The organism is Acinetobacter colistiniresistens (assembly GCF_000413935.1).
GTDB lineage: Bacteria > Pseudomonadota > Gammaproteobacteria > Pseudomonadales > Moraxellaceae > Acinetobacter > Acinetobacter colistiniresistens.
Window position 1 is genome coordinate 654,189 of record NZ_KE340379.1, and the last position, 23,769, is coordinate 677,957.

Annotated in this window: 18 protein-coding genes, 2 pseudogenes and 1 other annotated feature; of the genes and pseudogenes, 9 read left to right on the top strand and 11 right to left on the bottom strand. The window is 41.7% G+C overall.

Translation table 11 applies throughout. The features are described 5' to 3' along the window. Positions 1 to 373: 373 nt before the first annotated feature. Together F907_RS10430 and radA are read right to left on the bottom strand one after the other, a co-directional pair. On the bottom strand, positions 374 to 1,369 hold the full coding sequence (locus F907_RS10430; RefSeq protein WP_016651983.1) for a Tim44 domain-containing protein: 996 nt from the start codon (positions 1,367 to 1,369) through the stop codon (positions 374 to 376). A gap of 82 nt (positions 1,370 to 1,451) precedes the next feature. Further along, entirely contained in the window at positions 1,452 to 2,840 is a 1,389-nt protein-coding gene (gene radA / locus F907_RS10425; RefSeq protein ID WP_016651984.1) for a DNA repair protein RadA, read from the bottom strand. A gap of 359 nt (positions 2,841 to 3,199) precedes the next feature. Between radA and F907_RS10420 the strand changes: the two genes are divergently transcribed. The 5 genes from F907_RS10420 (at position 3,200) to dapF (ending at position 8,929) form a co-directional block, all read left to right on the top strand. Next, positions 3,200 to 4,708 carry an alanine/glycine:cation symporter family protein gene (locus tag F907_RS10420; protein ID WP_016651985.1) on the top strand — a complete coding sequence of 503 codons (1,509 nt, stop codon included), beginning with the start codon at positions 3,200 to 3,202 and terminating at the stop codon, positions 4,706 to 4,708. Between the two features lie 293 nt (positions 4,709 to 5,001). After that, on the top strand, positions 5,002 to 6,414 hold the full coding sequence (locus tag F907_RS10415; RefSeq protein WP_005242790.1) for an amino acid permease: 1,413 nt from the start codon (positions 5,002 to 5,004) through the stop codon (positions 6,412 to 6,414). A gap of 141 nt (positions 6,415 to 6,555) precedes the next feature. After that, a complete protein-coding gene (gene lptM / locus F907_RS10410) occupies positions 6,556 to 6,795 on the top strand; it encodes an LPS translocon maturation chaperone LptM (RefSeq protein ID WP_005273833.1) in 240 nt (79 codons plus the stop codon). Between the two features lie 22 nt (positions 6,796 to 6,817). Next, the gene (gene lysA / locus F907_RS10405; protein WP_005273835.1) at positions 6,818 to 8,068 is read left to right on the top strand and encodes a diaminopimelate decarboxylase; all 1,251 of its coding nucleotides are present in this window, start codon (positions 6,818 to 6,820) and stop codon (positions 8,066 to 8,068) included. Between the two features lie 6 nt (positions 8,069 to 8,074). After that, positions 8,075 to 8,929, top strand: a complete 855-nt coding sequence (gene dapF / locus F907_RS10400) for a diaminopimelate epimerase (RefSeq protein WP_005242784.1) — start codon at positions 8,075 to 8,077, stop codon at positions 8,927 to 8,929. Positions 8,930 to 8,981: 52 nt separating this feature from the next. On the opposite strand, the gene F907_RS10395 is transcribed toward dapF, so the two are convergent. Continuing rightward, positions 8,982 to 9,596, bottom strand: a complete 615-nt coding sequence (locus tag F907_RS10395) for a LysE family translocator (protein ID WP_016651986.1) — start codon at positions 9,594 to 9,596, stop codon at positions 8,982 to 8,984. A gap of 161 nt (positions 9,597 to 9,757) precedes the next feature. Between F907_RS10395 and xerA the strand changes: the two genes are divergently transcribed. From xerA to gyrA, 4 genes are all read left to right on the top strand, one after another. Further along, a complete protein-coding gene (gene xerA, locus F907_RS10390; protein ID WP_162616968.1) occupies positions 9,758 to 10,645 on the top strand; it encodes a site-specific tyrosine recombinase/integron integrase in 888 nt (295 codons plus the stop codon). A gap of 438 nt (positions 10,646 to 11,083) precedes the next feature. Beyond that, the gene (locus F907_RS10385) at positions 11,084 to 11,833 is read left to right on the top strand and encodes an electron transfer flavoprotein subunit beta/FixA family protein (protein WP_005242778.1); all 750 of its coding nucleotides are present in this window, start codon (positions 11,084 to 11,086) and stop codon (positions 11,831 to 11,833) included. A gap of 17 nt (positions 11,834 to 11,850) precedes the next feature. Next, positions 11,851 to 12,786: an electron transfer flavoprotein subunit alpha/FixB family protein gene (locus tag F907_RS10380; RefSeq protein WP_016651988.1), complete on the top strand. Its 936-nt coding sequence runs from the start codon at positions 11,851 to 11,853 to the stop codon at positions 12,784 to 12,786. 741 nt (positions 12,787 to 13,527) lie between these two features. Beyond that, entirely contained in the window at positions 13,528 to 16,257 is a 2,730-nt protein-coding gene (gene gyrA / locus F907_RS10375) for a DNA gyrase subunit A (RefSeq protein ID WP_016651989.1), read from the top strand. Positions 16,258 to 16,303: 46 nt separating this feature from the next. Here the strand turns inward: gyrA and F907_RS10370 are convergent, their stop codons facing one another. The 8 genes and pseudogenes from F907_RS10370 to F907_RS10335 form a co-directional block, all read right to left on the bottom strand. Continuing rightward, positions 16,304 to 17,950, bottom strand: coding sequence for an ArnT family glycosyltransferase (locus F907_RS10370; protein WP_016651990.1), 1,647 nt, complete (start codon positions 17,948 to 17,950; stop codon positions 16,304 to 16,306). A 14-nt stretch (positions 17,951 to 17,964) separates the two neighbouring features. Beyond that, a complete protein-coding gene (locus F907_RS10365; protein ID WP_016651991.1) occupies positions 17,965 to 18,348 on the bottom strand; it encodes a GtrA family protein in 384 nt (127 codons plus the stop codon). Beyond that, a pseudogene (locus F907_RS0118000) lies at positions 18,348 to 18,905 on the bottom strand (glycosyltransferase); the annotation flags it as partial. The pseudogene F907_RS0118000 and the gene F907_RS10365, both read right to left, overlap by 1 nt. Positions 18,906 to 18,945: 40 nt before the next feature. Next, positions 18,946 to 20,165 (bottom strand): IS3-like element ISAba19 family transposase gene (locus F907_RS10360; protein WP_087486619.1). Its coding sequence is split into 2 segments (ribosomal slippage): positions 18,946 to 19,889 and positions 19,889 to 20,165, totalling 1,221 coding nucleotides; the frame shifts between segments, so codons are not numbered across the junction. After that, positions 19,774 to 19,890, bottom strand: a sequence feature (AL1L pseudoknot). It overlaps the preceding gene by 117 nt. Positions 20,166 to 20,214: 49 nt before the next feature. Next, positions 20,215 to 20,640 (bottom strand): annotated as a pseudogene (locus F907_RS10350) (glycosyltransferase family 2 protein); the annotation flags it as partial. Next, a complete protein-coding gene (locus tag F907_RS10345) occupies positions 20,637 to 21,431 on the bottom strand; it encodes a ChbG/HpnK family deacetylase (RefSeq protein ID WP_016651994.1) in 795 nt (264 codons plus the stop codon). The pseudogene F907_RS10350 and the gene F907_RS10345, both read right to left, overlap by 4 nt. A gap of 120 nt (positions 21,432 to 21,551) precedes the next feature. Next, positions 21,552 to 22,640: an ABC transporter permease gene (locus F907_RS10340; RefSeq protein ID WP_016651995.1), complete on the bottom strand. Its 1,089-nt coding sequence runs from the start codon at positions 22,638 to 22,640 to the stop codon at positions 21,552 to 21,554. Further along, positions 22,637 to 23,767, bottom strand: a complete 1,131-nt coding sequence (locus F907_RS10335) for an ABC transporter permease (RefSeq protein WP_016651996.1) — start codon at positions 23,765 to 23,767, stop codon at positions 22,637 to 22,639. Before F907_RS10335 ends, F907_RS10340 begins: the two co-directional genes overlap by 4 nt. Between the last annotated feature and the right edge of the window lie 2 nt (positions 23,768 to 23,769).

The following is a 23,769-nucleotide window of genomic DNA, read 5'->3' on the forward strand; positions in this document are numbered from 1 at the left end:
TGAATAGCTGAATAGCTGAATAGCTGAATAGCTGAATAGCTGAATAGCTGAATAGCTGAATAGCTGAATAGCTGAATAGCTGAATAGCTGAATAGTGGGGGATTTGAGTTAAGCTAAAATGATCCCAATAAAGTCGGCTATATTCCCCAAAAGAGGAATAGTTTTTCTATGATCATATCCGTTAGTATCAAGAGACAGATCGTGCGAGGTTGTGTTTTCACGGTAATAATAAACATAAAATGTTGTTCTATTTACACTCCGCCATTCTCCGATATAGAGAGTGGCTTTTTTTAGTTATGATGTCTTGTACCTATAATATTCAGCCAATAAAAAAGAGCTGTTAAAAACAGCTCTTTTTTATTTCACCAAGCAATTAAGCTTGTTGGATACCCGCAACAACCCAATCTTGCTGTGAACCGGCAGGTTTTACAAAATGCCAGATTTCAGTGAATGGTTGTGGCAAGCTGTTTAAGTCTTCACTTACTGTACCTGTAAAGCGTACGCTTACAACGTATTGACCATTTTCAGTTGCGCTTTCAACAACCATTGCATTGAGGTTGCTAAACTCAGCAACGTCTTGGTCTTGGTTTGACATGATGTCGTTGTACATTGAATCATACAGTTCAGGGGTTAAATAACGGCGAATTTCTTCAACATTACTGGCGCTGTTGACTGATTGAATGTGGTTGAAGCGTTGACGTGCAATACGTAAGAATGCAGCAGGTTCTGTACCATCTTGTAATTGGTTGCCACTATTCATCGATGCGCTACCAAACGGTGCTTGCGGTGCAGCGCCACCATTTACAGATTGACCAAAAATATTGGTGTTATCATTTGCTTGTGGTGCAGCTTGACGAGTGAAGTTGTTTTGACCATTGTTATTTGGTGCATAAGGGTTGTTTGCTGCAACTTTTTGTTTACCGCTGAATCGGCGGAAAATAAAGAAGGCACCCCCAGCAATTAACAATAACCACATCCACGTTGGAATGCCGCCTTTTTTCTCTTGCTCTTGAGCTTGCTGTTGCTGAGCTGCTTGAGCATTGGTTGCCTGCTGCTCAGTTGCTGTTGGATTGTGTTGCTTATCATCTGCTAACGCATTCGCTGCTACAGCACCAATCGCAGCACCAGCAACACCCGCAGCAACCATTGAACCAACACCTGGACCAGACTTCTGCGGTGCAGCTTGTTGTGGTGCAGGAGCAGCTTGACGTGGCTGTTGGTAAGACTGGTTATAAGATTGACTAGATGAACTAGAGCGGCTCATCCCATGACTTTTACCACCACCTGCACGTTTTGCTTCTGCAAGTGGTGCAGCAACCAAAGTTGCCATTAAAAGCGCTGCGACTAAACTACGCTGCTTTGCTTTCATCGAAAATTCCTATTTAAATCCAATTCGTAAGTGTATTTATGAAGGTATTTGCATGGAATTTCAATAACAAAAGTATGTTTTTTTATGTCAATTCATCACTCAGTTGCATTGCTTCAGTCAAAGCTTCATGCAAACGTGCAACCGCAATGATTTGGACACCTTCAATTGTTTTTTGTGGCGCATTGCCTCGAGGTAAAATTACATACTTAAAGCCATGTTTTACCGCTTCTTTCAAACGTTCCTGACCATTCGGTACAGGGCGAATTTCACCAGAGAGTCCAACTTCACCAAAGACAGCCAATTGCTGTGGTAAGGCTTTGCCTCTTAAACTGGAAGCACAAGCAAGTAATACAGCCAAATCTGAGCCAGTTTCAGTAATTTTTAAACCACCGACGACATTGACATAAACATCCTGTCCTGAGGTTTGTACACCACCATGTCTGTGCATGACTGCAAGCAACATATTCAAACGGTTTTGTTCTAAACCGAGTGCAACACGACGGGGTTGCCCATGCGCATCATCAACCAGTGCTTGCACCTCAACCAGTAGTGGGCGAGTACCTTCACGGCTAATCATCACAATAGAGCCCGGAATGGCTTCATCATAACGACTCAGAAAAATCGCCGATGGGTTGGCAACCTCACGCAGACCTTTATCGGTCATGCCAAACACACCGAGTTCATTAACCGCACCAAAACGGTTCTTTACCGCACGAATCATACGATAGCGAGAATCAGATTGTCCTTCAAAATAGAGGACGCAATCGACCATATGTTCTAAAACACGAGGGCCTGCAAGAGAGCCTTCTTTGGTGACATGACCTACAATAAACAAAGCGGTGCCACTATTTTTGGCGAAACGAGTCAGTAGGGCAGCAGATTCACGAATCTGTGAAACACCCCCTGGGGCAGACTGCAACGTCTCGGTATAGAGGGTTTGAATCGAATCGAGGATGGCCACTACTGGACGTTCTTGTGCCAGTACTTCACAAATACGTTCTACACAGGTTTCCGCCATGACTTTGAGTGAGTCTGTCGGTAGATCTAAACGTTGTGCACGTAAAGCCACTTGCGATAAGGATTCTTCACCAGTGACGTAAAGGGCTGTACTTTTTTTGCTGGCCATATGCGTTGCGGTTTGCAGTAGGATGGTTGATTTACCAATCCCGGGGTCACCGCCGATCAATACGACAGATCCAATGACTAAACCACCACCGAGCACGCGATCGAATTCACTAATTCCTGTCGGAACACGGCTTTCATTGGAGACTGTGACTTGGTTTAGCGTGGTAATGCTAGCCGCTTGTCCTGCATAGCCGCCTATTTTAGGTTGGCCACGATGCGTCACTGCTGGTTCAATACGAACCTCGAGCAGACTATTCCATTCGCCACATTCAGTACATTGACCCGTCCATTTGGGATGGTCTGCACCACATTGTTCACATCGGTAAACGGTTTTAATTTTTGCCATAAGATAAAATTGAAAAGTTTCTTAAAATTAGATAAAAAAGAATCAGGACGAAAATTTCTAACAATGCTAATCGTTGTTTAAGGAATAACAAAACGAAGACGGCATGATTTCGTCGCAGATTGGTTAAAGGGAAGTGCTCAGAAAAATAACATGATATACGACTTTTACAAGTTATAGACAGTGTGTTTTTAGCAATCACTTTTTTGTTCAATTCGCTTTTTCCAAGGATGGTGTTGGTGTGTTCGCTTATTTGTTGTCATTCGATTTTGATCGAATGGCATAGATATTGCTCATGCTCAGACGAATGGAAATTTAGCGGTGGCTATTTTTTCAAAATATATAATAAAAGGTTGATGTCTATGAGTGCAGCAGAAATTGTAAATTGGGTAAATGGAATTATCTGGAGCCCAGCGCTGATCTATTTATGCCTAGGTGCTGGTTTATTTTTTTCTATTTTAACTCGGTTTGTGCAGGTTCGCCAGATTAAGGAAATGGCAAAGCTGTTAATTAATGGTTCATCCTCCGCGCAAGGAATTTCCTCATTCCAGGCCCTGTCAGTCTCCTTATCTGGACGTGTCGGGGTGGGTAATATTGCGGGGGTGGCGGCAGCAATTGGGTTCGGTGGCCCAGGCGCTGTGTTTTGGATGTGGTTGGTCGCATTTTTGGGTGCGAGTACCGCTTATGTCGAGTCAACACTCGGTCAAATTTATAAGGTCGAATATCAAGGTGAATATCGTGGTGGGCCTGCATTTTATTTTGATCGTGGTTTAGGCCAGCGTTGGTTAGGGATTCTCTTTGCCATTGCTGCAATTGTTTCCTGCGGTTTATTTCTCCCTGGCATTCAAGCAAATGCGGTGGGTAATGCATTTACCCAAATTACAGGTCAGGGCGCCATCGTGTTCGGCAATGTCGGGACTTATAAATTATTAGCCCTAGTTGTGATTGTCTCTTTATTGGCAATCATTATTTTTGGTGGAATTAAACGTATTGCTCGCTTCGCAGAATTCGTTGTTCCGTTTATGGCCTTGGGTTATATCCTAATGGCTGTGATTATCGTTGCGATGAATATCCAAGAATTGCCTGGCGTGATCAAACTGATCTTTGAAGATGCATTTTCTCCAATGGCAGGGATTGGTGCTGCAATTGGTTGGGGAGTAAAACGTGGTGTTTACTCGAATGAGGCAGGACAAGGTACTGGACCGCATGCAGCTGCAGCCGCAGAAGTTCAGCACCCAGCGCAACAAGGTTTTGTTCAAGCCTTCTCAATTTATGTCGATACACTATTTGTGTGTTCTGCAACAGCTTTTATGATTTTGATTACGGGCATGTATAACGTACAGGGGACTTTAGAAGCTGGGCAGTTTATCGTGCAAAATATTGCGCCCAACACTGAAATTGGCTCGCCTGCATTTACGCAAATGGCTGTCAGTACAGTGTTTGGTGGTTTTGGTCAGATCTTTGTCGCTTTGGCGGTATTCTTCTTTGCCTTTACGACAATTGTGGCCTATTACTATATTGCTGAAACAAACATCACTTATCTGAGCTATATCACTAAAACGCCCTCTCTTTTATTCATCACCAAATGTTTCATTATGATTTCCGTGGCTTATGGCGTACTTAGTGCAACAGGTTATATTTGGGGGATCGGTGATATTGGGGTAGGCCTGATGGCTTGGATCAATATCATAGGCATTATTGTGACCTACTTTGTATGGAAACCGACCATTAAAGCACTGCGAGATTATGAAGAGCAGCAAAAAGCGGGTGTCAAAGAGTTTATATTTGATCCAGTTAAACTTGGTATTCGAAATGCGACATTCTGGGAGGAGCGTTTGAAGAAGAAACAGCAACAGTCATCTAATGATTGAATTATAAATTAATATTTTCGAGATAAAGAGGTGAGGACGAATATTCCTGACTTCTTTTTTATGGATTCAACGATTTACTGTATTTATGATGTCCTCACAAGTTCATTGTATTGTTTTGGCCTTGTGCGTATGATCGAATTCAATTGTATTTAACTTAAAAATACAGGTAAAAAATTGCTTAGCTGGAGTAAGCCAACCTATAGATAACGAGAAAAGATACCGAAAATGGTACGAATCGTTATTAAGAGCGGACTTTAGTTAATGAACTAAAAACACTGGAGAGTTTTTGTAAAATGTCGAATCAAAATCTGAGTGAGGCTGCTGAGCAAAGCGGACTTCACCGTAGTCTATCTAATCGACATCTACAGTTGATTGCGATTGGCGGTGCAATCGGAACAGGGTTGTTCATGGGGTCTGGTAAAACCATTAGTTTGGCTGGGCCATCTATTCTGTTTATTTATATGACCATTGGTTTGATGGTGTTCTTCGTAATGCGTGCATTGGGAGAGTTGTTATTATCCAACCTCAACTACAAGTCTTTTATTGATTTATCGACTGATTTAATTGGCCCTTGGGCAGGTTACTTTGTCGGCTGGACCTACTGGCTGTGTTGGGTGACCATTGGTATCGCAGATTTATCAGCCATTATTTACTATCTGGAATTCTTTAATGGTGGTGAGTCATTTACCCCATTGGGTGGTTTACTGATTAGTACTGTTGCTATTGCTTTTGTACTGGGCTTGAACTTGGTCACCGTAAAACTATTCGGTGAAATGGAGTTCTGGTTTGCGATGGTGAAGATCACGGCGATTATTGTCTTGATTGCTGTTGGTTTATGGATGATCTTTACTGGATTTACCAATGCCACGGGTACGGTTGCAAGCGTTTCGAACCTTTGGACACATGGTGGGATGTTCCCGAAAGGCCTTGACGGTTTCTTGGCTGGCTTCCAGATTGCAATTTTCGCCTTTGTCGGGGTGGAATTGGTTGGTACCACGGCTGCTGAAACGCAAGATCCAAAGCGCAACTTACCGAAAGCGATTAACTCGATTCCAATCCGTATCATTATTTTCTATGTATTGGCATTGTTCGTGGTGATGTGTGTCACGCCTTGGGATCAAATCAATCCTAAAGTTAGTCCATTCGTCAACATCTTCTCGCAAGCAGGGATTGCTTCTGCTGCGATTATCATGAACTTGGTGGTGTTATCCTCAGTGATGTCATCCATGAACAGTGGTGTATTCTCAACCAGCCGGATGTTGTTTGGTTTATCGACGGATGAACAAGCACCGAAGCTGTTTGGTAAATTATCTAAGTCTGCAGTTCCTGCAAAAGCGTTGATTTTCTCATCAATCTGTATCTTTATTGGTGCATTCGTTCAGTTTGTTTATAAATTACAAACGGGTACCAATGATGAAGTGACGGCTTTTACTTTAGCAACAACGCTATCAACGATTTTGTTCATCTGTGTATGGATCATTATTATGTGGAGTTATATCAACTACCGCAAAAATCGTCCTGAGCTACATGCGCAATCAACATTTAAACTGCCTGGTGGCGTGTTTACCTGTTGGGTGGTGATTATTTTCTTCCTTGCAACGATCTATTTCCTTGCCTTGGATGAAACGACTTTGGAATCACTGAAGGTAAGTCCACTTTGGTTTGTTATTTTGGCGATTGGTTATTTCTTCTATAAGAAAAAGTAATTTTTGAGCGAATTGAATCAAAAACGCCGACTTCAGAGTCGGCGTTTTTTTATGGTTATTGTTTGATTCATTCAAGTTTAGACTTTAGCCAATGGGATGATCACGCTATACTGCTCCGAATTGTAAAAGTTAGGTGCACAGATGCTTAAAGTCATTTGTTCTATCAGTGTGTTGCTGAGCAGCGTTATTTTAACTGCATGTGGTCAGTCAGGTGCATTGCAATTACCATCTGATCAGAATCAAGATAAACGCGCGAAATATCTGCTTTATAAAAATGAAGCATCTCAGAAAAAAGCGTCAGCGGCTGCTAAAGCAGACCAAGTAGACGTGGAAAACCAAGCAACATCGTCAACGACTCAATCACAAACAATCTCCCCTTAAGTTTGTAAATAAGGACATCTTCATGAGTTTCACTCGCATTAATGGAGTATTGCACGCTGAGCAATGTTCACTGGATCAGCTCGCACAGCAATATGGCACGCCTTTATATGTTTATTCAAAAGCAACTTTTGAAAAGCATTATTTGGATATGCACCGTGCTTTTGATTTTATTGATCATCAAATCTGTTTTGCAGTGAAGTCAAACTCAAATTTAGCTGTTCTGAATGTATTGGCAAAAGCGGGTGCAGGTTTTGATATCGTGACGGGTGGAGAATTGGCTCGTGTACTTGCAGCGGGTGGTGAACCTGCCAAAATCGTATTCTCTGGTTTGGGCAAATCGGAAGCCGATATCGAAAAAGCGCTCAATGTCGGGATTGCTTGCTTTAATGTGGAATCACATGCTGAGTTAGATCGAATTCAAAAAGTTGCAGCCAAGCTTGGCAAAAAGGCACCGATTTCTTTACGGGTAAACCCAGATGTGGATGCCAAAACTCATCCGTACATCTCAACAGGTCTGAAAGAAAACAAGTTTGGTATCCCAAGCGATAGCGTGAATGAAACTTATCAATATGCTGCGTCGTTACCGAATCTTGAGATTGTCGGGATTGACTGTCATATCGGTTCACAATTGACTGAAACCAAACCTTTTGTCGATGCACTTGATCGTGTCATTTTAATGATTGAGCAGTTGAAAAGCTTGGGCATTAACCTCAAGCATATTGATATTGGTGGTGGTTTAGGTGTTCGCTATAAAGATGAAACACCGCCAAGTGTTGAAGCGTATGCCAATGCCATGCGCCCAGCTTTAGAAAAACTTGGGCTAAAAGTCTATATGGAACCGGGGCGTAGTATTTCTGCCAATGCAGGTGCATTACTCACCAAGGTGGATTTACTCAAACCAACCAATCATCGTAACTTTGCCATTATTGATGCGGCCATGAATGATTTGATTCGTCCTGCTTTATATGAAGCGTGGATGGATATTCAATCTGTTAATGCAAACCCTGATGTTGAAGTTAAAACTTGGGATTTGGTCGGTGCGATCTGTGAAACGGGCGATTTCTTGGGTAAAGAGCGTGATTTAGCCCTTCAGGAAAATGATGTGTTGGCGGTATTAGGTGCAGGCGCATACGGTTTTGTGATGAGCTCGAACTACAATACCCGTGGTCGTGCAGCTGAAGTGATGGTCAATGGTGATCAAGCCTATTTAATTCGTGAACGTGAAACCATAGAATCACTCTGGGACAAAGAGCGTTTGTTGCCTGAGGAGTAAATGAAGATGTATTTAGAATTTACCAAAATGCATGGTTTGGGCAATGATTTTATGGTCGTTGACCTTGTGACCCAGCGTGCTTATTTAGATACCGTGACGATTCAACGTTTGGCTGATCGTCATTTTGGTGTGGGTTTTGATCAGCTGTTGATTGTTGAACCACCTGATTTGCCAGATGTCGATTTCAAATATCGAATCTTTAATGCGGATGGTTCCGAGGTTGAGCAGTGTGGCAATGGTGTGCGTTGTTTTGCCCGTTTTGTGCATGAGCGTCAATTGACAACCAAAACCAAGATTCGTGTACAAACCAAAGCTGGTATCGTTGAACCAGAGTTGGGTGCCAATGGTTGGGTTCGTGTCAATATGGGCCCACCGAAATTTCTTCCAGAAGAAATTCCATTTGTGACCCAAGAGCATGAAGATATTGAAGGCTTATATGCATTGGAACTTGCAGATAATCAGAGCATTAATATTGATGTCGTGAACATGGGGAATCCTCATGCTGTCACTATCGTGCCTGATGTTTTAACAGCTGATGTTGAGCATATCGGTCCGCAAGTGGAATCACATGCACGTTTTCCTGCACGTGTGAATGCTGGATTTATGCAGATTCTGGATGAAAAGCATATCCGTCTACGTGTGTTTGAACGTGGTGTCGGTGAGACTTTGGCTTGTGGTACAGGGGCTTGTGCAGCAGCGGTCAGCGGTATGCGCCGTGGTTTGCTCGCCAATGAGGTTGAAGTGCAGCTCGCTGGTGGTAAGTTACATATCGCTTGGCGTGAAGGTGATGTGGTCTGGATGACTGGTCCAACCACGCATGTTTACGATGCCCGTTTGGATTTAAGATATTTCCAAGGCTGATATAAAACCGAATAAAAAAAGCGCGTTATTTAAAACGCGCTTTTTTTATTCTCTATCTTTTACTCAAGGCAAGTTTGAGTGCAAACAAGATAAAAATACTGCCTGTGATGCGATCCATATAGCGAATAAATTTGGGTTGTTTTAAATAAGCTGAAATGGACTGCATCGCAGCGATCAGAAAAATTGACCAAATTAAGCCAATTACCACATGAATCATCACCAGCCCCATGGTCCAAATAATTGGAGACGAAGACTGTGGAATAAACTGTGGCAGAAAAGAAATATAAAAAATGCCGACTTTGGGATTGAGTAAATTGCCCCAAAAACCTTTAATAAACCAATTTTGTGTTGTTACTGCTGAATCATTTAAATTCGCAAGTTGGCTGCGGGGCTTTAAAAGGAGATTGAGTCCTAACCATGTCAGGTAAATTGCACCCATCCATTTCAAGGCATTGAAAGCCAGATCCGACGTCATCAGCAATGCACCTAAACCACAAGCCACAATAATTCCCCATACAATACAGCCGAGATTAATCCCCAAAGCCGCTTGGAATGCTTTGGCTTTACCTTCTAATGTAGCGGTTCGAATAATCAGCGTAGTATCTAAACCAGGTGTAAGCGTGAGCAGGGTAATTGCAATGAGATAAGGAATAAGCATGGCTGTCATCGATCAAGCACCATTTAAAACTTGAAATGATTGTAGTACAGAGCCATGGATTCTTCGATATTTGTTTAATGATAAATAGAAGTAAAATTTGCTAGACTGTCGTTGTGGGTATTGGCATAACACTGGAGAGCAACTTGGAAAACCATGAAAAACTGCTGTCCATGTGGTTAAAAGAACGGATCATTCAAAATCAGTCCGAACATACCATTGCAGCCTATCAGCGTGATTTAACCGATTTCTTTAAGTTTTGTGAATATAAACAATTGCAATTGCAAGATGTCGAAGCCTCTGATTTGCGGGAATATCTGGCTGCAAGGGTTGAGCGAGATCAACTGAGTAGTAGTAGTTTACAGCGTCATTTGACTTCAATTCGTCAATTTATGAAGTGGGCGGAACAAGGTCAGTATTTACAACAAAATCCATCTGAAGACTTTCGATTAAAACGTCAGCCAAGGCCTTTACCGGGGATGATTGATATTGAAACGGTTCACCAAATTTTAGATCAAGCTGCACCAGAAAAGCCGATTGAACAACAATTATGGTTACGTGATAAGGCAATGCTTGAGCTCTTATATTCGAGCGGCTTGCGTTTAGCTGAATTACAAGGACTAACTGTTAAAGATGTAGACTTTAACCGACAACTTTTACGGATCACAGGTAAAGGCAATAAAACCCGAATTGTTCCTTTTGGCTTAAAGGCCAAAGACAGTTTGGTTGAATGGTTGAAAATCTATCGGATCTGGCAAGGCGACTTTAATGCAGATTCATCGGTTTTTATCTCGCAACGTGGCAATGCCTTAACACCGCGTCAAATTGAAAATCGGGTCAAGCTGCAAGCACAACGTGCAGGAGTCAATGTCGATCTGCATCCGCATTTATTGCGTCATTGTTTTGCTAGTCATATGCTGTCTGCCAGTGGGGATTTACGCTCTGTACAAGAAATGCTGGGACATAGCAATCTGTCAACTACCCAGATTTATACCCATGTTGATTTTGAGCAACTGGCTAAAGTCTATGATCAAACCCATCCGCGTGCGCAAAAAAACTAAATCTTGATATATTATGTTGCAAAATTGAGCATTTAATCATCAATGACTTTTCCACTTTTGGGGTGAGATTTGTTGAATTGATGTTCTTACTTAATTGACGCATTTTTTCGAAAGTGAAAACACCTGCAAATTCGTCAGAAACGATCCGTTACAGAACACCCTCATGAAATAAAAAATGCCTGTTTTAGATCATTGAATTTTATAAAATATTAAAAAAATCAAAGTTTAATATTCATTAAGTTTATAAACTAAATTTGTAATACCAATCACTATTTTCAATATGTGAACTGAGCGTTTCATCTTTTTTATGGCTGTGGCGGAAATTGTGACTTGACCGAAATGCCAAATACATTGCAAGATAGGGCACCTAAAAAGTTTCAATCGAAGAGTTAGAATGCTCTTCATTACATTTACTTGCTTAGAACAGCCGAGGATTACATGAAGGCTCTTGTCGCTGTAAAACGTGTGGTTGATGCCAACGTTAAAGTTCGTGTTAAGCCGGACAATAGTGGGGTTGACCTTACCAACGTTAAGATGTCAATCAACCCATTCTGTGAAATCGCAGTGGAAGAAGCGGTTCGCTTAAAAGAAAAAGGAACAGTTTCTGAAATCGTTGTTGTTTCAGTGGGTGCTAAAGAAGCTCAAGAACAAATTCGTTCTGCAATGGCTCTAGGTGCTGACCGCGGTATTTTAGTTGAAACGGCTGATGAAGTTGGCGCTCTTGAAGTTGCTAAAATCTTGAAAGGCGTAGTTGATGCTGAAAAACCAGAACTTATTCTTCTTGGTAAACAAGCAATTGATGACGACTCTAACCAAGTAGGTCAGATGCTTGGTGCTTTACTGGGTGCAGGTCAAGGGACTTTCGCATCTGAAGTTAAAGTTGAAGATGGTAAAGTTCAGGTCACTCGTGAAATCGACGGTGGTTTACAAACTGTTGAGCTTACACTTCCTGCAATCATCACCACTGACTTACGTTTGAATGAGCCACGTTATGCTGCTCTTCCAAACATTATGAAAGCGCGTAAAAAACCGCTTGATACTAAGTCACCTGCTGATTATGGCGTTGCAACTGGTACTAAACTTAAAACAGTTAAAGTTGAAGCTCCTGCTGAACGTAAAGCTGGTGTACAAGTGAAGTCTGTAGACGAGCTTGTTGAAAAATTGAAAAACGAAGCGAAAGTGATCTAATACAGAAGGATAAAATCATGAGTATTTTAGTTATCGCTGATCACAACAACCAGACACTTAACGGTGCAACTTTAAACGTTGTTGCGGCAGCTCAAAAAATCGGTGGTGATATTACTGTATTGGTTGCTGGTTCTGGTGCTCAAACAGTTGCGGATGCTGCTGCTAAAGTTGCTGGTGTAAGCAAAGTATTACTTGCTGACAATGCTGCTTATGCAAACCAATTGGCTGAAAACGTTGCTGGTTTAGTTGCTGACATCGCGAAAGGCGGATACAAATACGTATTAGCTGCTTCTACCACAACTGGTAAGAACCTTCTGCCACGTGTTGCTGCACTTCTTGACGTAAGCATGATCTCAGACATTATTGCTGTTGAATCTGCAAACACGTTCAAACGCCCAATCTATGCAGGTAATGCGATTGCAACTGTTCAATCTGACGAAGCTATTATCGTTGGTACAGTTCGTGGTACAGCATTTGATGCAGTTGCTGCTGAAGGCGGTTCTGCTACAGTTGAAGCTGTTGCTGAAGTGAAAGATGCGGGTATTTCTAAGTTTGTTAACGAAGAAATCGTGAAACTTGATCGTCCAGAATTAACTGCTGCACGTATCGTTGTTTCTGGTGGTCGTGGTGTAGGTTCTGGTGAGAACTATCACAAAGTACTTGACCCATTAGCTGACAAGCTTGGTGCTGCTCAAGGTGCTTCACGTGCTGCGGTAGATGCTGGCTTCGTACCAAACGATTTCCAAGTTGGTCAAACTGGTAAAATCGTTGCTCCAGATCTTTATATGGCGATTGGTATCTCTGGTGCTATTCAGCACTTGGCAGGTATGAAAGATTCTAAAGTTATTGTTGCAATCAACAAAGACGAAGAAGCGCCAATCAACAGTGTTGCTGACTACTGGTTAGTCGGTGATTTGAACACTGTGGTACCTGAATTGGTATCTAAACTTTAATTCGTTCTGAATAAAGTTGAAAACGCTCCGAAAGGGGCGTTTTTTATGCTTTAAATGTAGGGGGAATCGTTATCACCATTTATTTTTTGTTTTCGTTATGCGGTGTACCTAAAGCTTGTGGTGAGCCAAATATGGGTTGTATTCGTGTTATAAGAACAATACATCATGAAGTAATGCACACTCCTCAATCGATGCCTGAATGGCGCTAGAATCAAAAATAAGGGCTATTCGTACTCAGAGCTGTGATCATTGGGGGCTATTTCCTGATGTTGATACAGCATTTCTTTTAATGCAGTTTTTCTTGAATAAACATTTCGCTCTATTTTTTCATTTTATGAGCCTGTGAAGAGCTTTTATGAACAAGATGTTTTAAATACGGTTCAGATTAGGTCATCTGTTGCCTAAAGTTTAATACGCATTTATCGGTCTGAAAGAAGAAGCTAAATTTTATTTGATTCAATACTTTTATTGAATCATTTGATGAACTTTTGTTCAAAAAGTCTACGAATCCTTTTTTATCGGCATACATGATATTTGATAATTTTAAGTTATTAATTTATATAAATTTTTTATTGTAAAAAAATGCTATTTTTAGAAGCATAAACTCACAGTTGATGAGTGCTTTATGCTATACTTTTCCGCTGTATTTTTTATTTTTAGTTCAAGCCCTTGAGCTAAATTTTTGCAAGATTGAAGACATAAAAACAGGTACAACTCTCTACCTGTAAACAAGGAGTATGCATGAGCGTATCGGAAATCAGACCGATTGCCATTGAGGACGAACTCAAGCATTCATATCTAGATTACGCGATGAGCGTAATCGTATCTCGTGCATTGCCAGATGTGAGAGACGGTCTAAAACCTGTTCATCGTCGCGTATTATATGCGATGCACGAATTGGGCAATGATTATAACAAAGCGTACAAAAAGTCTGCTCGTGTTGTCGGGGACGTGATCGGTAAATATCACCCTCATGGTGACAGTGCAGTATACGAAACAATTGTTCGTATGGCGCAGGACTTCAGCTTGCGTTACATATTGGTTGATGGTCAGGGTAACTTCGGTTCGGTCGATGGGGATAGCGCAGCAGCAATGCGTTATACCGAAGTCCGTATGCAAAAACTTACCCATGAAATTTTAGCAGACCTAGAAAAAGATACGGTTGATTGGGAAGATAACTACGACGGTTCTGAGCGTATTCCTCAGGTGATGCCAACGCGTATTCCAAACCTTCTGATCAATGGTACGACGGGTATTGCAGTGGGTATGGCGACCAATATGGCGCCACACAACATGACTGAAGTGGTCAATGCATGTTTGGCCTATGCCAATAACCCGAATATTTCTGTAGAAGGTTTGATGGAGCACATTACCGGCCCAGATTTCCCTACAGGTGGTATTATTTATGGTAAATCAGGCATTGTAGATGCTTACCGTACTGGTAAAGGCCGTTTGCATATTCGTGGTAAATATCACTTCGAAGAAGACCAGAAAACAGGTCGTACCACGATCGTCTTTACTGAAATTCCTTATCAGGTCAACAAGGCAAAAACCATTGAGCGTATTGCCGAGTTAGTCAAAGAAAAGAAACTTGAAGGGATTTCTGAACTTCGAGACGAGTCTGATAAAGACGGTATGCGTATTGCCATCGACTTGAAGCGTGGTGAAAACGCTGAAGTTGCGGTGAATAATTTATTCTTGCATACACAATTACAAAACTCGTTCAGCATCAATATGGTCTGTCTCGACAATGGTCAGCCAAAGTTGATGAATCTGAGAGAGATTATTGCGGCATTTATTCGTCACCGCCAAGAAGTCGTGACACGTCGTACCATGTACGAATTGCGTAAAGCACGCGAGCGTGGTCATATCTTGGAAGGTTTGACGGTTGCCTTAGCCAATATTGATGCCATTATTGAAACCATCAAAACGTCTGCGAATCCAGCTGAAGCGCGCGAGCGTTTACAAGCAGGTGAGTGGGCCGGTGGTGGTGTGGTTGCTTTGCTTGAAAAAGCAGGCGCTATCTCTGTTCGCCCAGATGAGATTGAAGGTGAAGACCCAACACGCCCATTTGGTTTGTCTGGTGATATCTATCGTTTATCACCGACTCAAGTTGGCGCAATCCTAGAATTACGTTTACACCGTTTAACGGGCTTGGAACAAGACAAGTTACATGCAGAATATACTGAAATCTTAGGTCAAATTGCTGAATTAACTGCAATTCTGAATGATTTTAACTTGTTGATGAATGTGATTCGTGAAGAACTTGCGTTGATCTTGCAACAATATGGTGATGGTCGTCGTACTGAAATTGTAGAGTCTGGTGTTGATTTCTGCCGTGAAGACCTGATTCCTGAAGAGCAAGTTGTATTGACTGTGTCTCAAACAGGTTATGCGAAAACTCAACCACTTTCTGATTATCAAGCGCAACGTCGTGGTGGTCGCGGTAAGTCTGCAACTGCAATGAAAGATGATGACATCATCCAGCATTTAATTGTGGCATCGAACCATGCAACGGTACTGTGCTTTACCAATGTCGGTAAAGTTTACCGCTTACGCGTGTTTGAAGTGCCGCAAGCGTCACGCGGTGCCAAAGGTCGTCCGATTATTAATTTGCTTCCATTAGATGCAAATGAAACTGTGACTGCGATCTTGCCGTTGACGGAATTCCCTGAAAATCATTATGTGTTTATGGCAACTGCCTCAGGTACGGTAAAACGTGTTGAACTTGCACAATTCAGTAATGTGCGTTCAAACGGCTTACGTGCGATTGAGCTGAATGAAGAAGATACCTTGATTGGTGTTGCAATTACCGATGGTAATCAGCAGATCATGCTGTTCTCGAATGAAGGGAAGGCAATCCGTTTTGCTGAAACTGATGTTCGTGCCATGGGTCGTACTGCCAAAGGTGTACGTGGTATGCGCGTTAGCTTCGCAAGCAATACTATTGAAGCTGAAGATGCTGATGTTGAAAATGATGATAGTGATGACAATGATGATTCATCAGATTCAAACTTAGTCAGCCGCATTGTTTCACTGGTTGTTGTGCCTGAAACGGGTGAAGTACTGTGTGCATGTGCCAATGGTTATGGTAAGCGTACCCCAGTGGATGACTTCCCAACCAAGAAACGTGGTGGTAAGGGTGTAATTGCGATCAAGACCAGTGAGCGTAATGGTGAGCTTGTCGGCGCAGTATCAATTGATGAAAGCAAAGAACTGATGTTGATTTCTGATGGTGGTACTTTGGTACGTACTCGTGCTGCCGAAGTGGCAACGACAGGCCGTAATGCGCAAGGTGTTCGTTTGATCCGTTTAAGCGATGCTGAAACCTTAGTTGGTGTTGTATCTATTGAAGCGGTTGAAGATGACGAAGAGTTAGATGCGATTGATGATGTAGAAAATACTGGGGTAGAAGCGATTACTTCTGAGGAAGTTGTCGCTGAACCAAAAGAGGATACGCCTGACGCGTAATTCTTTTAAGTAAGAAAAAAGGAAGCTGATTAGCTTCCTTTTTTCTTTAGTGATTTTGATTAATTAAAAATACGTCATAGTTACGATAATGAAGTACTTTGATGTTTGGGTTGTCTGTTTGGTAGCCGTTCGGATTACTAATAACGACCATTGGCTGTTTTTGCTCTAAAGCTTTTTCAAGTTGCTGTTTATTCCATAAGTATTGTTTGCGTTCAGGCTCAAATAACAGCCCATCTTTAAGCTCTAATGATGAGTTATCTGTTTTGACACTGTTCCAATCATTGACAATATAAACTGGTTTTTTCAGATTCAATAAAAAGGGAACGTCATAAAAATAATTATAGTAAAAAACAACATTTGAATTTGGTGCGATTGATTGGGCAAAATCGACTTGGTCCGCGTTATTTTTACTGTCGAGTAGTCGTACAGCAGCTGAAATCGAGGTACAGAAGACGATTAAACTTAAGAAAATTGCCGTTAAATAATCAATTTTCTTCTGCTTAAATAACCAGCCTAAAGCAAAAGGAACGATGCATAAAATTGCGCCTAGGATGTAAATTTGAATTGCATGTGCTTGGTAGAACGCATGTGCATTCTTGATAAAGTGTGGTGCTAAAGTGATCGCCAACCCAAGTACAAAAATAAAAACAGCCGTTCCCCAGACTTGTAATCGATTCTTCTCTGGATTCTGCAATGCGGCACGTACAGCAACAGCAAGTAAGATCGCCATTGGGGCGACAGCTGGTAAGATGTAACCTGCTAATTTTGAGGGAGGAATTGAGAAGAAAATACTTACCGAGATAAACCACCATAAGCATAGTGCCAATAAAGATGGAGAAAGTGATGCTTGAAAAATACGTTTTGGAAATTGAAACCGACTGACAAAGAACCATGGCAAAAAACTCACAAACAGAATGAGATAATAGAAAAACCAAGGTTGTTTATTATTGAACTCAGTGGAGCTGAATCGACTAAATTGTTGATCAATGAAGAAATAGTGTAAAAATTGTGGGTATTTTAATTGAACCAAATAGACCCATGGCGCAGTGAGAGCAAGAAAAAACAGGATTGCGAACGGGTTGAGTAAGGCGGGGATTTTTCGCCATTGCTGTGTGTAAAGCAACCATGGCAGTAAAACCATGCCAGGGATTAATACGCCAATCAATCCCTTACTCAAGAAGCCCGCCGCTGCCGCAAAGTAAGCTAGAAATAAAACTGGCTTTTTTCCTGAGAGAGTAAAGTCAACAAAACTTAAAATACAAACCGTCATCCATGAGGCCACTAACAGGTCATGGTTGATATATTCACTGCTTCCATAAAACAATAAACTGGTTGCCAGAATTATAATGCTGAGTTGGGCAATCTGTTCTGATACATGTTTTTTTAAAAAAATAAACAGGCTGATCAGCATCATGCAGGCAGCTAGGGTTGGAACCAGTCGCAGTACCCAAATGTGCACACCAAAGACTTCCATCAAAGCTGTTGAAAGCCAATGCAACAATGGCGGTTTGTGCATAAAGGGTAAGCCATTGATACGAGGAATCAGCCAGTCCCCAGATTCCAGCATGAAACGACTAATATCCCCGTATCGTCCTTCATCTGGAACCGATAGCGGGCGTATCCATGAGGTCATCAATAACCAAAGTGGTAAAAAAATAAGCAAAAACTTGGATGAGCGTAGCCATTGTTGCATATATTTAATCCCTATTATTGGAATGCAAAATAACGGTTAAGTAAAAAGGTAAATAGAGAAGTAACACCAATGCTGAAAATAACCAGTAAGGAGATTTCAGTCTCAAGATAGTGGTGACTGATGAGCAGTAGCGATTCATTAAAAATAAAGCCAAGTCCTGCGACCACAATAAATTTTTTCAGGGTTTCTCTATGTTGTAGATGGGTCGCTTTAAAAGTAAAAATACGGTGACCAAAATAACTGATCCAGAATGCGATTAAAAAGGCGAAGAGATTGGCGTATTTCAGGGCGATTTGGTATTGCGGCTGAATCAACAGAATGACCACAAGATAATGGGTACATGCTGCAATTAAACCAACAATACCAAAGCGGAAAAATTGGAGGAAATGAGTTTGCATCAGAGAGAAGCTACATTATTTTGTTTATCTTGAATGATGGGTTTGGGCTGAAGATGTGAATATTCTGCCGAGACAATGTATTTCGGTCGGTTTTTAACTTCGGCATAAATACGGCCAATATATTCACCTAAAATCCCGATACAAAGCAGTTGAATTCCACCTAAAAGTGTCATACCCGCTGCCAATGTCGCCCAACCCGGTACACTGATGCCTTCAATTAAGGTCTCGATAATGATCCAGATGCCATAACTCATTGCAAATACTGCTAGTAGGGCACCGAGATAAATACATAAACGTAAAGGTAAGTCTGAAAATCCTGTTAAGCCTGACATGGCCAGCTGGAGCAGGGCTTTAAAGTTGAAGCTCGATTGCCCATATTGGCGTTGTTGCTCGGTAAAATGGATCCCGATGCTTTTAAAACCAACCCAGGCAAATAACCCTTTCATGTAGCGGTTTTTTTCAGGTAAGTTTTTTACAGCCTCAACAACTTTCGCATCGAGTAAACGGAAATCGCCTGCATTTTCAGGGATATCGACAGTAGAGCTGAGATTTAAGATATGAACCGTACCGGGTTTGTCGGAGACTTTTTTATTTAAGTTAAGCCACCTGACCTAACGGGTTAATCTTATCATAGTACATTGCTTCAAACTCAAAAGGCGATACATAACCCAGTGCACTGTGTACACGCTTTTTATTGAACCAATCTACCCAGTTTAGTGTCGCAAGTTGTACATCTGCTAAACCTTGCCAATCTGCTTTTAAATATTCAATCACCTCTGTTTTGTATAAGCCATTCACCGTTTCAGCCAGAGCATTATCGTATGAATCACCCGTTGTACCGACTGATGCTCGTAAATTTGCTGCTTCTAAACGATTGGTATAGCGAATGGAAAGATATTGCACACCTCTGTCGGAATGATGAATCACATTCTTTGGCATGCCTCGATCATGCAATGCTTGCTCTAATGCATCAAGCACCATATCTGTATTCATCCGTGTAGATACTTTCCATCCAACAATTGCTCGTGAGAACACATCAATAACAAATGCGGTATATACCCAGCCTGAATGAGTTTGAATATACGTAAAGTCACCCACCCATAGTTGGTTTGGATGATCAGCATTAAAATTACGTTTCACTAAATCATCTGCCCGTTTTTGGTCATCTCGGTTACGGGTGGTTTGTTTATTCTTACCACGCCAAACACCTTGTATACCTAGCTTTTGCATCAATCGAGCAACTGTACAACGTGCAATAACATAACCCTCACGTTTCAATTTTTGCCAAACTTTACGTACACCATATCGACCTGAACTTTCTTTCCAAATTCGTTTAATTTGTTCAGCATGATACTCATCATGTAGATCTCGTTTCGCTCGATGTTCTGGATTGTCAGTGAGATCTAAAGTTCGGTAATAGGTTGAAGGTGCAATCGGTAAAATTCTACAAATCGCTTCAACACCATATCGATCTTTATTGTTATGGATAAAATCCACCATTATTTGTGTGGGCGGTCGAGCTCCGCCTGGGCGAAAAAAGCGGCTGCTTTACGTAGAATTTCATTGGCACGTTTTAATTCTTTAATTTCACGTTCCATTTGCTTCATTTTTTCTTGGTCAGATATCTGTTGTACTTTGGCAGGATTTAGTTGATCCAGATGCTTTAAATACCAAACACGCAATGTTTCAGGAGTACAACCGATTTTAGGAGCAATAGCTGTGATTGCTGCCCAAGTAGAAGGATAATCTTTTTCAGATTCAATTAGTAATTGAACCGCTCTTTCTCTAATTTCGGGGGTATAGTTTGGTTTTGTCATCGGGATAGTCTCTCAGAATATTGACTCTCCGACAAACCCGGTACGGTTCAATATGGTAATAGCCTTGGGTAAAAAGCTTTTTTAACCAGGATTCGGTACTTCGATCGCGGATACCATACACCATGTCATAACCACTTTTCCAAAGTTGAATCATGGTTGGGATGGCATCCAGAGGGTGTTGGAAATCTGCATCAATCAGTAAAGCAGCATCGCCTGTGACATGGTCCAGACCCGCACTTAACGCGGCTTCTTTATCAAAATTACGCGATAGGGTGAGTATGCGTAATGGATAGTCGTCAAGCATTTGCTGTAGAACGGCGATACTTTGATCTTGGCTACCATCATCTACAATAATGATTTCATAGCATAAATTTTGTTGTTCCAGTTGCTGAGCCAAAGCAGGAATAAATTTTTTCAGATTCTCTGCTTCGTTATAAGCTGGGACGACACAAGATAAAAATGGACTGTTTATCATCGTAATGCATCCATTGGGGTCAGCGAAATTTGATAGAGTCGACAATCATCACGAAACTGAGATGAACTGAGATATTGAAATTCCCGAACACGTGCCTGAGCTATCGGGTCCTGATGGTCAATTGCTTGGGTTGCTGGATGGCACATGATTAATAAATTATCTTGTGCGCGCATTAACCACTGTTGGTTTAATCCAGCGTAGTCTTCGTGCTCAAAATCATAGATTCCTGCAAAATATTGGTTTTGAGGGATATTTTTTTGCTTACATTGGGATGCTAATGTGGTTGCACCCAGCGCCGAGAGTAACCGTGTTTTGATGGTGTAATGAGAAATGGTGAGGGGATGTTGCAGGTTTCTGACCCATCCCTGAAAATTTTGCTGTTTAAGGAAGTTAATCAAGACATCCCGAATGATTGGAAATTGATGGATATGCTGATGTCCATCAATAAAATCAGGTTGTTTGCCCATCGCCGTAATAAAATTATTCCATTGCTGTTCGAGACTGCGTTGAATCAGTTGAGCATCTAACTGGCGTGTCCATGCTTTCAACATCAGCATGGGAAGTGGTGATGCTACGGTTTCTGCTTGAAAGGCGTGGGTAAAATTAAGGTGTAAACCGACTTCTACATGAGCCGTTAATGCTTTGAGTTGTTGTGCTGCAATTGGCCAATGTTCGGATTGGGTCATACATGAAGTTGCATGTAAAACCCCTTTTTTAATTAGCAATAAAATTGCCTCTGAAATTTCAGGGTTCATTGCAAAATCATCAGCGCAATAGCAGATTTTAGCCATATCAATGCCTCAATTTAGACCAATCAAAAGATAAGATAGTGACCTAGTCTTACCTTTTAATTAATTTCGATGAAAGCAATATGCCAAGATATCCTTAATAGCAACTTAAAGTATTAAAAGCTATTTTTTCACGAGACGATAATAAGAAAGTGTCAGTAAAACTGCAGCAAGCGTTGCAAGATAAATTAATTTCGGTGCCACAATGGAGGTTGGTACGCCCATTTGGTTAAGCTGAACAAACATTTGTACACCATGGGTGGATGGGAGTGTCCATGCCAACCATTGCATCCACTGCGGCATGGCTTCATGAGGCCACGCTGTTCCTGTTAATAAGAACAGCGGCACAGAGGTGACCACGATCAAGTGCCCAACACGTTCAGGCATATCCACCAGTGAACCGACCAACATGCCTAGGCCGATGACACAGCTGACATAGATCGGTACAGCGAGGAGCATGCCCCAGAAATTACCGCCGTGTGGAAATTCATACAACCAGAAGGTAAAGCCAAACAAATACAGGCAGCTGAGACAACCTGTTGTAAAAATTGCAGCAAAGGTTGCCCAGAACTCTACCGGTTTAGCGACCCAACCCTTTTCACGATAGCTGGCAATGAGCATGGCAAGTCCGAGTAAAATGGTTTGATGAATAATCAGACTGGCAACTGCTGGAAAAATATAACTACCATAGCCTGACAGGGTGTTAAACAATGGAATTTGATGGATGGAGAGTTCAGGTTCAAACGCAGAGGCATTGCCAAACTTTTCGAGATGCTCTTTTAGCGTATATTCAATTGAGCCTGCTAAGCCTACACCGACTTCCTTGGTGCGAATGAAATAAGCGGTACTGAGATATAGACCAATCCCCCCCATTTCGCCACGTTTTAAGCTATTGGTCAGATTTTCAGGGAGTAACAAGATGCCTTCAGCTTGCTGGTTTTGAACCATTCGCTGTGCTTCCAAAAAGTTATCAGTCACCGTTGTGATCTTGATATGTGGACTATTTGAAGCTTGGCTAATGATTTTTGAGGTCAAAATGCTTTGTTCTTCATCCACAATCACAATCGGGATATCTTCGGCTGTTTGGGCTTTATAGGCGGTTGGATAAAAAAAACTATAGAGCAAAGTCGCTGCGATGAGTGTGGTAAACACTGAACTGTTGGCAAAAATATTTTTAAAGGTCTGTAGGTAATAACTGAAAAATGACTTCATGAACAAAGCTCCTGAGTATTTTTCTTTAACAGACGCACGCTCAATATAAAGAATAAAGCTGCAAAGAGGATTAATATGCCGAATGGAACCAGTGAAACATAGAGATCACTGCCGATAATCCATTGCTCGGTTTGCAGTTTGGCATAAGGCGTATAGGGAATAATCATCGACCAGAATTGAGTAAATGCGGGTGCATTGTTCAAAGGCAGGGTAATCCCTGAGAAGCTGGGGGATGATCCACCGTAGAGTGCAATAAAGCCAAAGGTTTTGGGTAAGTTCTGGGTGGCCAAGACTACCGTACTACTAATGACGGCATAGGCAAAATACAATAGAAATTGAGCGACCAGAATCAAGCTGAGCGAACCTGCAATGAAGTAACCACGAATATGTGCCAGCCAGAACATCCAGCACCAAGTCCATGCACAAAAAATAAAGACATAAAGCAAGATTTTACCCAGTAGGCTGGAAATAATTTGTTTTGAGGTGACCCATTCACCGACTGTTTTACGCTTAAACTCTTGTCCAATGGCAAAAGCGACACAACAGCATAACAATAAGTGTAAAACGGCAGGCACCATAAATGGTTCGAGAAACAGTTCATAGCTCATGCTTGGGTTATACAGAGTTGAAATCTTGATATGTGGTGTCGGCATATCCAGATAGGGAATGCTATTGGCTAAATAGCTTTGCCCCATGTAATCAGCCATGCCATTCAAGGTGCTGATTAGCATGGCTGAAGAAATAGTATTGCCGATACTAAAAAAAGACTGGTTATAGGCAATACTGATCTGCGCATCTTGGGCTCTGACCAGACGTTGTTCAGCACCCTCAGGGATCATCACGAAGCCCCAAGCTTCCGTTTTGTTGATCAGCCGTTCAGCTTCATCTTGACTGGCGGTAATGGTTTTAACTTTTAGCGTATGGTTAATACTAAGCGCATGAATCACTTTGCGACTCATTTCACTTTGATCTTGATCGATAACGACAATTGGTAAGTGTTCGGCTTTACCTGCTGAAAACATGCTGCCAAACAGCAGGATCACCAACAAGGGGGCAATCACCGCCATAAATAGATCAACTTTATGGCGTTTTAAATAGCGCAACTCCCGCAGCATGACTGCAAACATTG

What these genes read in the sequence shown, in the direction of transcription:
- F907_RS10430 (WP_016651983.1), bottom strand. Translation starts at nt 1,369, where the DNA reads ATGAAAGCAAAGCAGCGTAGTTTAGTCGCAGCGCTTTTAATGGCAACT.
- radA (WP_016651984.1), bottom strand. Translation starts at nt 2,840, where the DNA reads ATGGCAAAAATTAAAACCGTTTACCGATGTGAACAATGTGGTGCAGAC.
- F907_RS10420 (WP_016651985.1), top strand. Translation starts at nt 3,200, where the DNA reads ATGAGTGCAGCAGAAATTGTAAATTGGGTAAATGGAATTATCTGGAGC.
- F907_RS10415 (WP_005242790.1), top strand. Translation starts at nt 5,002, where the DNA reads ATGTCGAATCAAAATCTGAGTGAGGCTGCTGAGCAAAGCGGACTTCAC.
- lptM (WP_005273833.1), top strand. Translation starts at nt 6,556, where the DNA reads ATGCTTAAAGTCATTTGTTCTATCAGTGTGTTGCTGAGCAGCGTTATT.
- lysA (WP_005273835.1), top strand. Translation starts at nt 6,818, where the DNA reads ATGAGTTTCACTCGCATTAATGGAGTATTGCACGCTGAGCAATGTTCA.
- dapF (WP_005242784.1), top strand. Translation starts at nt 8,075, where the DNA reads ATGTATTTAGAATTTACCAAAATGCATGGTTTGGGCAATGATTTTATG.
- F907_RS10395 (WP_016651986.1), bottom strand. Translation starts at nt 9,596, where the DNA reads ATGACAGCCATGCTTATTCCTTATCTCATTGCAATTACCCTGCTCACG.
- xerA (WP_162616968.1), top strand. Translation starts at nt 9,758, where the DNA reads ATGTGGTTAAAAGAACGGATCATTCAAAATCAGTCCGAACATACCATT.
- F907_RS10385 (WP_005242778.1), top strand. Translation starts at nt 11,084, where the DNA reads ATGAAGGCTCTTGTCGCTGTAAAACGTGTGGTTGATGCCAACGTTAAA.
- F907_RS10380 (WP_016651988.1), top strand. Translation starts at nt 11,851, where the DNA reads ATGAGTATTTTAGTTATCGCTGATCACAACAACCAGACACTTAACGGT.
- gyrA (WP_016651989.1), top strand. Translation starts at nt 13,528, where the DNA reads ATGAGCGTATCGGAAATCAGACCGATTGCCATTGAGGACGAACTCAAG.
- F907_RS10370 (WP_016651990.1), bottom strand. Translation starts at nt 17,950, where the DNA reads ATGCAACAATGGCTACGCTCATCCAAGTTTTTGCTTATTTTTTTACCA.
- F907_RS10365 (WP_016651991.1), bottom strand. Translation starts at nt 18,348, where the DNA reads ATGCAAACTCATTTCCTCCAATTTTTCCGCTTTGGTATTGTTGGTTTA.
- F907_RS10345 (WP_016651994.1), bottom strand. Translation starts at nt 21,431, where the DNA reads ATGGCTAAAATCTGCTATTGCGCTGATGATTTTGCAATGAACCCTGAA.
- F907_RS10340 (WP_016651995.1), bottom strand. Translation starts at nt 22,640, where the DNA reads ATGAAGTCATTTTTCAGTTATTACCTACAGACCTTTAAAAATATTTTT.
- F907_RS10335 (WP_016651996.1), bottom strand. Translation starts at nt 23,767, where the DNA reads ATGTTTGCAGTCATGCTGCGGGAGTTGCGCTATTTAAAACGCCATAAA.